The organism is Shewanella sp. UCD-KL12 (genome assembly GCF_001957125.1).
GTDB lineage: Bacteria > Pseudomonadota > Gammaproteobacteria > Enterobacterales > Shewanellaceae > Shewanella.
In genome coordinates this window covers 54,601-68,378 of the sequence record NZ_MPHJ01000008.1, presented here as the reverse complement: position 1 = coordinate 68,378, position 13,778 = coordinate 54,601, and the positions used below count along the sequence as shown (strand labels likewise).

General features: G+C 41.5%; 9 protein-coding genes. All 9 read right to left on the bottom strand.

The window, feature by feature from the left end; all coding sequences use genetic code 11:
• Window positions 1–189: 189 nt before the first annotated feature.
• The 9 genes from BM736_RS14995 to BM736_RS14955 all read right to left on the bottom strand — a co-directional run bounded on the left by BM736_RS14995 (window position 190) and on the right by BM736_RS14955 (window position 13,766).
• A complete protein-coding gene (locus BM736_RS14995) occupies window positions 190–2,505 on the bottom strand; it encodes an RND family transporter (protein ID WP_076413637.1) in 2,316 nt (771 codons plus the stop codon).
• 13 nt (window positions 2,506–2,518) lie between these two features.
• Entirely contained in the window at window positions 2,519–3,544 is a 1,026-nt protein-coding gene (locus BM736_RS14990; protein ID WP_076413635.1) for a YCF48-related protein, read from the bottom strand.
• Window positions 3,545–3,598: 54 nt separating this feature from the next.
• Complete coding sequence (locus tag BM736_RS14985) at window positions 3,599–4,963, bottom strand: DUF1329 domain-containing protein (RefSeq protein WP_076413633.1); 1,365 nt, start codon at window positions 4,961–4,963, stop codon at window positions 3,599–3,601.
• Window positions 4,964–4,981: 18 nt separating this feature from the next.
• Window positions 4,982–7,030: a DUF1302 domain-containing protein gene (locus BM736_RS14980; RefSeq protein ID WP_076413631.1), complete on the bottom strand. Its 2,049-nt coding sequence runs from the start codon at window positions 7,028–7,030 to the stop codon at window positions 4,982–4,984.
• Window positions 7,031–7,345: 315 nt separating this feature from the next.
• Window positions 7,346–7,570 (bottom strand): DUF2835 domain-containing protein, encoded by a 225-nt coding sequence (locus tag BM736_RS14975; RefSeq protein ID WP_076413630.1) that lies wholly within the window; start codon window positions 7,568–7,570, stop codon window positions 7,346–7,348.
• A 63-nt stretch (window positions 7,571–7,633) separates the two neighbouring features.
• Window positions 7,634–10,198 (bottom strand): aminopeptidase N, encoded by a 2,565-nt coding sequence (gene pepN, locus BM736_RS14970; RefSeq protein WP_076413628.1) that lies wholly within the window; start codon window positions 10,196–10,198, stop codon window positions 7,634–7,636.
• A gap of 98 nt (window positions 10,199–10,296) precedes the next feature.
• The gene (gene prc, locus BM736_RS14965; RefSeq protein ID WP_076413626.1) at window positions 10,297–12,366 is read right to left on the bottom strand and encodes a carboxy terminal-processing peptidase; all 2,070 of its coding nucleotides are present in this window, start codon (window positions 12,364–12,366) and stop codon (window positions 10,297–10,299) included.
• Between the two features lie 24 nt (window positions 12,367–12,390).
• Window positions 12,391–13,032 carry an RNA chaperone ProQ gene (proQ, locus tag BM736_RS14960; RefSeq protein WP_076413623.1) on the bottom strand — a complete coding sequence of 214 codons (642 nt, stop codon included), beginning with the start codon at window positions 13,030–13,032 and terminating at the stop codon, window positions 12,391–12,393.
• 275 nt (window positions 13,033–13,307) lie between these two features.
• Window positions 13,308–13,766, bottom strand: a complete 459-nt coding sequence (locus BM736_RS14955) for a GAF domain-containing protein (protein WP_076413621.1) — start codon at window positions 13,764–13,766, stop codon at window positions 13,308–13,310.
• Window positions 13,767–13,778 lie beyond the last annotated feature (12 nt).

Below are 13,778 nucleotides of genomic sequence, written 5' to 3'. Positions count from 1 at the left end.
ATGTGACCTAGGTCATGCGCGAAGTTTATTACTAAATCTGCCACATTTCGAGAATTATTTTAGTGGTAGATCCTCCTAAAAACCAGTAATAGCAGTATTTTACCTTAATAGTTGAGAAATCAATCGTCATTACAGCTTAAGTATGCAATCTACAGCCAATAAAAAAGGGAGCCGAAGCTCCCTATCTACTTATCTTTTAGCGGGTTTTCGCCATAAAACAGCGCCTATGGCAGGTAAAATAATTATTGCCCCCAACATATTTACCAAAAACATAAATGTGAGCAAGATACCCATATCCATTTGGAATTTTAATGCAGAGAAGAACCAAGTGCTAACACCGATAGCTAAAGTCAATCCGGTAAATATAACTGCGCTACCTCTTTCGACTAATGCTTCATAATAAGCTTGCTGAACTGCCATTCCCTGACGCAACCTGCTCGCCATCGTAGAGAGTATGTAGATACCGTAATCAACACCAATACCAACACCCAAAGCAATAACAGGTAACGTACTAACAGCTAACCCAATGTCTAGCATTGTCATCAAAGCCTGGGCAAGAGTAGAAACAACATATAACGGCAAGATAACCGAAATAGTTGCCCGCAAAGATCTGAAACTGATTAAGCATAATATGAATACCGCACCATATACATATAGCATCATAGGCAACTGAGCCGCTGAAACTGCTTCATTAGTAGCAGCCATAACACCGACAGGGCCCGACGCCAGCCTAAACTTAAGCTTATCGTTATCCATCGTTTCACTTAAAGCTTTAACTTTATCGATAACCACTTCAATGGTTTCAGCTTTATGGTCTTTTAAAAATAGATAAACAGGCATGACAGAGCAATTGCTATTGAGTAAACCCGATGTAGTCGGTACTCGCCCAACAGCTTGCACTAAACTTGCTGTGGTACGGGGCAATACCTGCCATTTGGGGTTACCTTCATTGAAGCCAGCATTAACCCGCTTAGCCACTGAGGCAAGACTAGCTGTAGCCTCAACCCCTGGAGTGTTACTCATTAACCATTCAAATTCATCTATTTGCGTAAGCACAGAATGGTAGGTACAGGCTTCGGGAAATGCCTCAACAATAATGGTCATCACATCAGTCGTTATTGAAAACTTATCTGTGATATAAAAAGTGTCTTGATTATATCGAGAATCAAAGTGCAGCGCGGGCGCGCCTCCTTGTAGATCCCCAACCTTCATATTATTCGCTTGCTGTAAACCCAAAGCATACAAAAGAGCAGTGATGCTAAGCACCCAAATAGCATATTTTGGCGTTGCAAATAATGATAGCTGCTGCCAAATTTTGTTCATCTTAAGATTAAATTGCTTATTGTCTTTTGCTTTAGCAACTTGCGTATATGAGATAATCAAAGGCAGTAAAATCAAGTTGGTTAGAATAATAACTGCAACACCTAAAGACGCTGAAATGGCTAGCTCACGAATAATACCGATATCAATCGCAAGAAGGGTTAAAAAACCAACAGTGTCAGACAGTAGTGCGATACCACCAGGAATCAGTAAGCTTCTAAAAGCCAATGCAGCAGCCGCTTTAGTGGTTTCCCCATCAAATACTCTACGCCTTACCGCATTAATCATTTGTACGCTATGACTCACCCCTATTGCAAAGACGAGAAACGGGATCAAAATCGACATGGGGTCGAGCCCAAAGCCAACAACAGTTAGTAAGCCTAACTGCCAAATCACAGCAACTAAACTGCAAGCAAGCGGCAATAAAGTGAGAATGACAGACTTCGAAAACAGGTAAACCATAATAGCTGTCACGACGATTGCGATTAGGAAAAAGAGCATCACCCCTTTTGCACCTTCAGCAACATCACCAGCCATTTTGGCAAAGCCGATAATATGGATCTTTATTTTGTCATTTTCGTATTGTGCACGCAGTTCTTGCTCTAACTGCTCAGCAAATGCGAGTGTATCAAGTGGCTCACCCGTTTGCGGATCAAAATCCATCAACTGAGCTGTAACCATGGCAGCTGAATAATCTTCGGCTATCAAGCGGCCAACGATGCCGGCTTTTTCTATATTGTTTCGAACAACGTTTAAACCAAACTCAGTGGTCGTAAAATCCGCAGGTATAACTGGGCCGCCAGCAAAACCATCTTCTACGACTTCAGTAAATCGTGTTGAAGGTGAGAAAAGTGACTTCACCTGAGCGCGATCGACACCCGGTATAAAAAACAGCTGATCATGAACATTCTTCAGTGAGTTGAAAAAGTTCTCGTTGAAAATGTCTCCACTGCTATCTTCAACAGCAACCATGATACTGTTGGCACCACCGAATTGCTTCTGGTGCTTTAGATAGGTTTGCATATAGCTATGCTCGAGTGGGATGTTTTTAATAAACGCAGCATCCATCTTTAGATTGCTGGCTTGAAAAGCAAGAAAGACTGTCATCAATACAAACAGAAAGATAACAAAAGCCCTTCGCCTAAATAAGAAGGATTCTAATCCATTTACCAATCTATCTAACATCATTAAGATCCTATTATTGTAGTTTGAAAAGGCCCTTAGTACCTGCTATCCAGGTATGGCCTTGGGGATCTCGAGCTATCGAAACTAAGTTTTCACCCTGTCGCTGCTCAATAAGCTGACTTTTACCGTCAAGGGTGACATCAATAATCACACCGGCATTGCCAACAAGGCGTAACTTGTCATCGCCAACTAGCATCGCGCCATTAATTGTTGAGCTCACTGGTAATTCAACTTCAGTCCAATTAGCAAATGTGTTGTCAGTTTTAAAAACATGGCCTCTTAGCCCCACAACAAACACAGAGCCTTGAACTTCGAGGGCATTAAACATGGATCCATCATAGATAAATTCAACTTTGTTCCAGTTTTTCCCTTGATCGCTAGAAACAGCAACCAAACCAAGCTCGCCAACCATTAGCAACTGGTTGTTTGCTATCGGGATAACACGGTTAAAGTGCGGTAAAAGCATACTTCGTTCACTTAAGTATAAAGCTTCATCTTCAGCTTTTAGCTCGGCAAGATAATCAATATCCTCTTCAAAAAGTAATTCTTCGTGATATTCATCTACCCAGCTTTTACCACCATTATCGGTTCGAAAGTAGAGCCCATAGGCACCTACGGCGATGCCATTAAACTCATCAAAAAAGTAAATATCTAGGAGTGGCTTTTCTATCTCTTTGGAAGAAAACTGAAGTTGCCATGTTTTTCCACCATCTTCTGTATTGATAATGGTTGCATCGTGCCCTACGGCCCAAGCTTTAGTTGGCGTAATAAGAAAGACATTAGTCAAATGGGCGTTTGTTGGTGTTTTAACTTGCTGCCATTGAGGAGATGCTTGCTCATTAAAAACGAACACATGACCTCTCTCACCCACTGCAATAGAAGTACTGCCTTTGGTAGCAATATCAAGAATAATTGCGTCAATAGCGAGAGGTTGAATTTGGTTCTGGGATGCAAAGCTACTCTTCTCATCTGCTTTAGATGGTAAAGAGAGCAAAACAAAAAAAGTGATAAAAACTAATCGAAGCATGCTAAACAACATACAGACTTCCTTAAAGAATTGAGGGGTGGTCTCCCACCCCTTTAAAACTGACTATTAACGAATACCTGCACGTCTTAATGCCGCTGGTGTGAAGTTAGCTTCACTTAACTTGGCATCAAAATCATACATACGTCCTTCGTTATCAAGGCCCATAGCAATATAACGGCGAGATTGAAGATCATGGAACACTTCTAACGTACTCCAATGCGTTGGCACTTCGTAATAGTTGATAGCATGAGCAACGGCGACGCGATAAAGCTCATCACGGTTATCATACATATCCGCTAAAGATACCTGCCAAGAATCTTCATCGATATAGAAGGTGCGCGTCTTATAAATATGTCGCATGCCCTCTTTCAGTTCAGCCTTAACAACCCAAACTCTGTGCTTCTCCCAACGAACAAACTCAGGATTTATATGTCCTGGGTGGATGATTTGGTCATATTTAAGCTGATCAGAATGCAATTTATAATCGTTATACGGAATATAAACCTCTTTCTTTCCAAGTAGCTCCCAGTTATATCGCACTGGAGAGCCGTTAAACATATCAAAATCATCTGTGGTTCTTAAACCATCAGAAACTGAACCCGGTGTATCAAAAGCAACATTAGGTGCTTTACGTACACGACGTTGTCCAGTGTTATAAGTCCAAGCTTGTCTCGGTAGGGCTTCTTGATCCATTGTTTCTTTTACAAGTAATGCCGTACCCGCTAGACGTGCTGGTTGCGTCACAACTTGCTTGAAGTAGAACAGGGTATTAGAGGCATTCAGCTTATCGAGTGTGATCTCAGGTCGAGAATACTGAAAACGTATCTCTTCGGCAGTTTCAACAAGCGTGTAGCTACCACCTGCAGTTGGCGCAGCTTGGCTACGAGCAGTTTTAATATCTACACCACGAAAACGTAGGACATGGTTCCAGATAACCTCTAAACCGTTTTCAGGAATAGGAAATGGTACGCCAATCGATGCACCTTTAACGCCATTGCCTTGTGACACTAGCTCTGCACGAGTGGCATTCGCTTTAGTCGCATCATAGACAAATTGAGGCACAGAAGCTGTACGTCTGGTTTGATAAACATTCATCTTGAACGTATCAGGGTAAAGATCAAATAGCTTAATCAGACCTTCTGACAAGTTAGCTTTATATTTGTCTTTATTAGCATTTGTAATGGTAAATTCAATCTTATCAGCTGAGAATGGGTCTGGGTGATGCATGCCTTTCTCATAACCTGAAGGCGCTGCAGTGATCCCTCCATCCCATGCAGGGATAGACCCATCTTCATTTGCCGCTTTAACGCCACCTAATGGCGTAAGTTCGGTACCTAATTTTGCCGCTTCTGCGTCTGAGACTTTTGCAAGTGCACTAGGTGCACTCAATGCAACCATCACAGCCGCCGACAATATCGCAAGTTTGTTCATTATTATTGTCCTTGTGATCTAGATTGAAAATTTGATGTTGAAAGACACATAATCTCTGTCTGACATCTGGTTAGTCGTACCTACCCCACCAAAAAAGCTGTTATAGGAAAAATCTGCTCCCCAACGACTCTGATAGTCAAAGTTAACCCCTACAGATACAGACTTCTTTCCCTCTGTAAATAAGAACATAGGATCAGGTGTGATACCGTCCACATCATGTGAGAAAATCACACGTGGTGACATATTTACGCCTGCAAACAAGTTGTTGTAATCAGCTTTAGCGACAAGTCTGTAACCCCAAGCAAAATCAGTTGGGAATGGATTAGTTTCAGGGCCATTGTGAACAGCTTCAATAATACCTGGCATATCCGGGTTACCACCTGAGCGCGCAGTTCCAGGGCCATTAAGCCTTAACTCATCAAAACCTGGCATATCATGTATCCACACACCGCCTACTTCAGCAAGCATAACTAAGTTACTGGTCCCTAGCGTTGGCCCAAACAGATGAGTAAAGGTAGCTTGTGCCTGAGTGGTATCTAATCGTACAAATCCTTCGGCATACTGACCTGGAGCCACATTTTCAACTTGTGAGATACCATCAAGATCTGGTCTTAATCCAGCATTTGCAAGCTGCTGAGGCATGGCTGCAAATAACAGTTCTACGTCATCAATTTGTAGAGGTTCATCTTGGCGATGAGCGATTTCACCCGCCACCGATGTATCACCGATAAGCGTGTTAAAACTAAAGCCGTAGAGTTGGATATCTTCAGGGTATTCAATTTGTGCCTTTGAGAAAGTCTCAAGACCTAGCAATGTTTCTCTATCGACAGAGCCACCTGCAGCAGCAATTCCACCTAATACCGCTAAATCACGACCAATTGCTTCTTGGGTAAAGTTAGCAGTAGTACCACTAATAAGAGGACGGCGGCTATGATAGTTCATGTAATAGAGGCCGAATTCAGTTTCGCCAAGCTCTGGTGAATAGTAACCTAACTTAACACCATATTGGCCTGAATCACTGGCACTCGCTTGGTCTTCCACCAAAGTAGCTTTCGTTGGATAAGCTAACGCTAGCTGGCCTAATTCTGCAGCTGAGTATTGGCCTGAGCCTATCATCTGTACAAGCGTATTATATTCAGCCTGTATGAAGTCCATATTCATATCAGGGTTCGCTTGGAAACCTAACTGCGCATTTTGATTGTAACCACCATAACCCGCAAAATCATTGGTCGAGAAGTATGACCCTGGTGTTGGCACCCATACAGGTTCCCAATCATATTGGTAAAAACCTTCTACAGATAGCTCATCAGTCACACCAAATGAAGCCCAAACCATACCTTGCGGTCTAAATGCTTCTTTGAGCTCTGCGCCTGGCGCATTAAGAATATTAAGATCAACTGGATTAATCACCCCGATGCCATGCGGGATCAATGTACTTTCCCCCCATGAAACAACCTGTTGACCTACTCGAATAGAAAGTGGATTTGCACCATCATTAAAGTCGAAATCACCATACACAAATGCATCTAATAACCTGACATCTTTACACTGAACCTTTGCCGCCTCAGAATCAGCACATGGATCGTATTCTGCACCCGTTAGTGGGTCGCTGAATCCATAGCTGCCGTCATTGGCCTTTTGGTCATAGAAGTACATGCCACGGGCAAATACCCCGAAATTTTTATATTTCAGTGAAAGTTCATGCAAGCCTTTAAATACAACCGCAGTAGTATCCCCTTGAGAGTACAAGAGGTTACTTAAATCACCATTGCTTGAATAAGATCCGGGCTGAGCCCAGATTTCAGCAGCGGTGTACTTAGTGTTGTTAAATGCTGAGTAATTAGACCAATCAAACTGAGGGTGATTCACCTTACCAATATGGTTGTCCCAATCACGTCCCTCTACACGCCAGCTTGCACCAGCTGACCAAGTAGAATCGAACGTACCTTCAACTTCTCCCCAATTAAAAGATACTGCATTGACACTGGATGTGAGCCCCATGCTCAGTGCCGCTACGATCCCTAAAGCAAGTGTCGACCTATTAAAGCCGTTGTTAACCTTTTTCATTTTAGCGCTTCTCCGTAACCTGCTGGATTCTTGTTATTAGGAATGGCAACCAACATCTTGTTAGCGTGCAGGTAACACCATTGTTACAGCATTTACATGTTATGAGCAAGACAGAATTTAATAAAATCTTCTAAAGAATTAAGTACGTAAGAGGTTTTTAAAACGAGAATTTAAACGCTTGATTTAAAATCAGATGCCATAGGGGAATAACGCGGGGGATAAAGGAGTTAATTAACTGTAAATACAATCAATTAACTCTAATGTATATAAGGATTAGCAAGATTAAAAGCAAATCAGTCGTTTGAAGTAATTACTCTAACTTGATTTAAGTTTACAAAGAGATACAAGTTCACCTTGCTCTGTTAATACCAACTTAAACTGACCTTGTATTCCTAAGCTTGTTAAAAAACGTCTAAAGTGTCTGCCGTGGATCCAAAGTACCCTGCCTTTGGTATCACGTACTTCAACTTTATCTGCTTGTCCACGATAATACTGCTGAAAATCATGGTAACTAATATTCATCGAAAAATAGAAAATCATAACTTTAGTTACAACATTGAGTGAAGTTCCTTGCTCGCTATTAGCGAACAAGGAACTGTTAAACTAAGCTGCTAACGCTTTTGATACTTTTTCAAACAGATCTTTAGAAAGCTCCGGCAATGCAAGGATCCGCTGTAAAGAGGCTTTCATTAATTCCTGCCTTACTGAGTCGAATTTTTTGAACTGTATTAACGGAGTAATAATTCTTGCAGCCACTTGTGGGTTAACTTTATTCAATTTAATTATTGCGTCAGTTAAAAAATCGTACCCGCTGCCATCTACTTTATGGAATTGCACCAAGTTAGCCGCAGCAAAACTGCCTATCAATGAGCGAACTCTATTGGGGTTAGAAAAGCTGAAAGACTCATGTTCAGTTAACGCAATGAGAGTAGATAGACAGTTGTCGTTGTTGCTTGTTGCATTTAACGTTAGCCATTTGTCCATCACTAGCGGCGTAGTTTTCCACTTAGCTTCATAATCAGCCATCAGATTTTCTCTAACCTCTGATACGTCGCTATTAACTGAAAGAAGTGCACCTAAGCTATCAGTCATATTTTCAGCCTGCATATATTGCTTATGAGCATAATCTTGAAACTGCTGCGACACTTTTTGCAGCAAGGCTAAACAAGTATTTTTAAGCGAACGAGCTGAGGCATTATCTATATTCTCTAGCTCACGGTAGCGTGTCAATAACTCGTCTTCACAACCTGTAGCGATCTCTTCTACGACAAAATCACGAGCAACAGCCAATGAGTCAAGCTGAACCGTATCGACTTGTTCAATTAAGGCCGAAATATTAGGTAAAGTAAAGATTTCAGCAATCAATGCTTTATCTAAAGATTCAGACAATAAGATACCTTTATAAGCGTCAATAACTCTAGGATCAACATGCATTGCTTGCTGAGCATTTAACATCTCAACATTGGCCCAAATAGCTTGGCTCACCAAGGTAACAGAAGCTTCCCAGCGTGCAACTTCACTGCCAGCAAAGCGCATCAGATGAACTAATTGATCGATTGAGTAATCAAAAAGCAATTTAACTGGCGCCGAAAAATTTTGTAATAATGACGGCGTTGGTTTTTGATTGATATTGTTGAAAACGAACTCTTGTTTGCCTTCAGTGACGTTTAACACTTCACTGAGCAAGCTTTCTCCATCATTGGATAAAAGCTCTAAATCAAAAGGAATATGTAACGCTAGCTTCTCTTTTTGATCCGCAGTTTCTGCAGTGCTTTGCTCGATAGATAAACAATAACGGGCATTTAGCTCATCATAATGCTCCTCCACTTGAACCACAGGTGTGCCCGATTGGCTATACCAGCGCTTAAACTGCAGTAAGTCCACACCACTTGCATCTTGCATAGCACTCACAAAATCATCACAGGTTACTGCTTGGCCGTCGTGACGTTCAAAATAGAGTTTCATACCGGCTTGGAAACTCTGCTCACCAAGCAATGTATGCATCATTCGAATAACTTCAGCGCCCTTGTTATAGACAGTTACAGTATAAAAATTATTCATTTCGATGACAGATTCAGGCCTGATCGGATGAGCCATAGGCCCAGAGTCTTCAGCAAACTGTTGGTTTTTGATCACTTTAATTGCATGAATACGATTAACTGCACGGGAGCCTACATCAGAGCTAAACTCTTGATCTCTAAATACTGTTAACCCCTCTTTAAGGCTTAATTGAAACCAGTCACGGCAAGTTACTCGGTTCCCCGTCCAATTATGAAAATATTCGTGGCCAACAACTGACTCGATACCATGGTAATCATCATCTGTTGCAGAGCTAATATCAGCTAATACATACTTAGTATTAAATACATTCAGACCTTTATTTTCCATTGCCCCCATGTTGAAGAAATCAACAGCGACAATCATGTAGATATCAAGGTCGTATTCAAGATTGAAACGAGACTCATCCCAAGCCATCGACAATTTTAATGAATCGATAGCGTGTTGAGCTTTATGCAAATTACCTTTATCAACAAAAACCTGAAGCTTGACCTTACGTTGACTGCAAGTGATGAACTCATCTTCTAACAGGTCAAAATCCCCAGCCACAAGCGCAAACAAATAAGCGGGCTTTGGGAATGGATCGTGCCATTTTACAAAGTGCTTGCCCTCTAACGTTGAGCGTTGCTCAACTAAATTACCATTGCTCAAAAGGTAAGGAAAGGCCGCTTTATCAGCCTCAATACTGACCGTAAAAATAGCTAAAACATCTGGTCTATCAAGGAAGTAAGTGATTCTTCTAAAGCCTTCGGCTTCACACTGAGTACAGTATGCACCATCAGACATATAGAGCCCCTCAAGACTTAGATTAGCCTCAGGATCTAATTGGGTCACTATCTCCAATTCAAATTCTTCAAGTTCAGTGTCAATCGACAAGCCTGTTAACTCTTGCTTGTAATTAACCTCAGCTCCATTAATTTTTACTGATAAGAGCTTCATCTCATCACCATCAAGCACAAGGCAAGTGGCAAGTTCACTTTGCTTTACAACTTTACTGGTTGCCGTCACAACCGTTTCTTTACCGTCGAGTTGAAAGCTTAAATCAAGGTGAGTGATGGTGAATTGCGGAGCGGCATAGTCTTTCAGATATTTTGCTTGTACTTGTGTCATACGTTGACCCTAATATTCTTCTCAACTGACGGCAACGTCAGATTATTTATAAATATAAAAAAACGCGCTCAAAGCGCGTTTTTTAAAACCGTGACAATCTATTTAACGTCGTTTTTGGCGACTCGTTCGATATCGACAAGATCTAAGGTGATATAAACCGTCTCATCTAAGAATGCATCAGGCGTATCAACTTCGTCCTCGTCAGCAGCTTCAGACTCATCATCTTCATCATTAAGCTGTTTAACTACTTCAAGGCCCTGGCTAACACGGCGTTCATTCAAACGATCGAGTTGCTTTTTCTCATTAGCTTCTCGTTCAGCAATTCGCTCGCTCTCTACAAGAGATACCGTTGTTTCATTATGGTGCTTCTTAAATTCGGCAATATCTTGGAAAATATAGCCAAACTCAACATCCTCTTTGATACGAACTTGATGCTTTTTATCTAAGTTACTCACCAAGTTAGGATTGATATCCCCTAGAGTGCCATACTGAGCAACAGGTACTTTATCCCAAGGCAGTGCATTGTCTTCTTCAGCTTCACCATATTCACCAGGCTCTAATGCACTAGGGAAGGCAATATCTGGAGTCACACCTTTCAGCTGCGTACTACCACCGTTAATTCGATAGAATTTTGCAATCGTATACTGCACATGACCAATTGGCTTTTCATACATGTCATAAATACGGCCAAGACTCTTATGCTGTTGAACAGTCCCTTTACCAAAGGTGGACTCACCAACAATTAATGCTCGATCGTAATCTTGTAGCGCCGCAGCAAAAATTTCAGAAGCTGATGCACTATATCTATCAACCATCACAGTCAGTGGACCGCTATAACTTGCACGACCATCATTATCTCTATTTTGAGAGACTTTACCATTGGCATCACGGATTTGAACAACGGGTCCCTGCTCAATAAAGAGCCCTGTTAGCAAAGTCGCTTCTGTAAGTGCCCCGCCACCGTTACCGCGAAGGTCAATAATGATCCCTTCAACCTGAGCTTCTTTAAGCTTTACAATCTCTTTTGACACATCTTTCGATAGGTCCATATAGAAACCAGGGATCTGAATCACACCGACTTTTCTATTTGCATATAAACCATCATCTGGCTCTATGATCTCAGAGGTTGCCGCTCTATCTTCAAGACGAATCTTGTCTCTAACAATAACCACTTCAAAAGGTTTCGCTGAAGAGCCACCTTTTTTAGGTAAAATTTGTAGGACAACTTTACTGCCTTTAGGGCCTTTAATCAGCTCAACAACATCATCTAAGCGCCAGCCAATAACATCGACAATATCTTTGCCTTCTTGACCTACACCGACAATTTTATCTTCTGGTGATAATTTCTCACTGGTAGCGGCAGGACCGCCTGCAACAAGGCTTTTAATGACGGTATAATCATCATCCATCTGAAGTACAGCACCTATACCTTCAAGGCTAAGGTTCATCTCCATCTGGAAACGTTCTGCATTACGCGGAGAAAGGTAACTTGTATGAGGCTCTACAGTACGAGAAAAAGCGTTCATTACGCCTTGGAAGACATCTTCACTCTTAGTTTGGCTCAGACGTTTGATGGCATTGTTATAACGCTTTTCAAGAACAGGAACGATTTCTTCCCAGTTTTTTCCTGTCAGCTTTAAATTCAAGGCATCATACTTAACTCTTTGACGCCAAAGTTCATTGACTTCAGCCTCATCTTTTGGCCAAGCAGCATCCTCGCGATCGTACTGGTACTTATCATTAGCAACAGTAAAATCAATTTCGGTATCGAGTAGGGTTAATGCATAGGCAAATCTGTCATAACGACGCTTTTGGACCAGCTCAAACATTTTGTAAGCAGGTGTTAAATCACCGCTTTTAAGCATGTCATCAAACTGCTTTGAGTAAACTGAAAAGCTATCTAGATCGCTCTGGAGTAAAACATTTCGGCGAAAATCCAACTGTTTTAGATAACGTTTATAAACCTGCTCAGAAAAAGCGTCATCTAAGTCGAATCTATGGTAATGGGAACGAGTGAACAGGCCCGTAACGCGTTTGCTCGCAACTTTGTGTTGCGGCTCCTGCGTTAAAGCGGGTAACTCGCTGAATGGAACCGTAGGGGTTAACGCCCACGCCGAAAATCCTACAAATATACTGGCTATTGAGGCAGCCAGGGTAATTTTTCGCATCAACAAGTTACTCCTTTACTGAATTTACAGCATGATGTGCTCAACACTGACTTTAACGGTTAAACCTGAGTCTAGCTGCACTTGAACATCTTGCTTCTTAATGTCAACGATAACACCAGAAACAGGTGACTTACCTAGTTTGACATTAACACGTTGATTTTGTTTCAGCTCATTTAACACTGCTGGCGTTAAATTAACAACAGGTGCTGATTCTTTCGCTGGCTTTTTAGGCGCAGGCTTTGCTCGCTTAGCAGCGGGCTTTTTAGCAAACTTAGCTTCTTTTGCTGCTTGATTTTCTTTCTTCGCAGCAGTCGCTTTTGCAACACGCTTAGCTTTAGCTTTTTCTTGACTCTCTTTGAGTGTAGATTGAGCATGATCAATATGCTCCTGCTCTAACTCACCACACGCATTACCATCTAGGTCTATGCGTTGAGCACCTGTTTTTACACCTTTAAGGTAACGCCAACTACTAGTATAGCGTCTTAAAGCGATTCTTAATTGAGTTTTACTGACTTTAGAATCATCAGCTAACCTTTCAGCCAACTCCTGAAACAATCCAATCTTTAATGGTTTAGTTTCACCCTCGGCAATAAAGCACAAAGGAAATGTTTCATATAAATACGCAAGAATTGCGTTGGTGTCGGTCAACTTATCGGTTGATTCCATCATTACTTCCACAGTTAAAAAGGGGCACTAGCTATACAATAAATATAGTTAGGGTCATTTACATTTGTCTTTCGTCGACAAAATCAATCCATCCTAGTTAAAGGAAAAACTGACTTGCCACAAACACGGCAGACATACTTTAGCAATTACAATTAACAAACGCCAAGTATTCATTCCTTTATCAGAACAATCTCGACGTCCTTAGTATTCGAACCGCCTATTATAAACCCGACTTTGACGATTGCGACCATGAATTATGAAAAATTGGTCGTAGTTTAACCAAATAACGCATTTTCGAAGCCTGATACTAGATTTTCAAGGCCAAGCTGATCAATTTCGCTGAATCTATCGAACTTAGGGCTATCAATATCGAGTACAGCGATTAACTCTTTCCCGTTAAATACCGGGATAACGATTTCAGAGTTACTGGCAGAATCACATGCAATGTGTCCAGCAAACTCATGCACGTCTGCAACCCGAAAAGTGGTTTTATCTTGCGCTGCCGAACCGCACACACCTTTCCCTAGAGGTATGCGGGTACAAGCGACTTTTCCCTGAAAAGGCCCTAATACCAGCTGCTCACCTTTAACCAGATAGAACCCCACCCAATTGATATCATCCAAAGCGTCATTAACAATTGCTGAAAAATTTGCCATTGCTGCAATAAGGTCATCCTCACCAGCAAGTAATGCTCGCGCTTGTCTATCGAGTGTTTGATACATTTCCGAGTTCATACAAATTTCCTA

Coding starts and splice junctions, on each gene's coding strand:
- BM736_RS14995 (WP_076413637.1), bottom strand. CDS start 2,505: ATGTTAGATAGATTGGTAAATGGATTAGAATCCTTCTTATTTAGGCGA.
- BM736_RS14990 (WP_076413635.1), bottom strand. CDS start 3,544: ATGTTGTTTAGCATGCTTCGATTAGTTTTTATCACTTTTTTTGTTTTG.
- BM736_RS14985 (WP_076413633.1), bottom strand. CDS start 4,963: ATGAACAAACTTGCGATATTGTCGGCGGCTGTGATGGTTGCATTGAGT.
- BM736_RS14980 (WP_076413631.1), bottom strand. CDS start 7,030: ATGAAAAAGGTTAACAACGGCTTTAATAGGTCGACACTTGCTTTAGGG.
- BM736_RS14975 (WP_076413630.1), bottom strand. CDS start 7,570: ATGATTTTCTATTTTTCGATGAATATTAGTTACCATGATTTTCAGCAG.
- pepN (WP_076413628.1), bottom strand. CDS start 10,198: ATGACACAAGTACAAGCAAAATATCTGAAAGACTATGCCGCTCCGCAA.
- prc (WP_076413626.1), bottom strand. CDS start 12,366: ATGCGAAAAATTACCCTGGCTGCCTCAATAGCCAGTATATTTGTAGGA.
- proQ (WP_076413623.1), bottom strand. CDS start 13,032: ATGGAATCAACCGATAAGTTGACCGACACCAACGCAATTCTTGCGTAT.
- BM736_RS14955 (WP_076413621.1), bottom strand. CDS start 13,766: ATGAACTCGGAAATGTATCAAACACTCGATAGACAAGCGCGAGCATTA.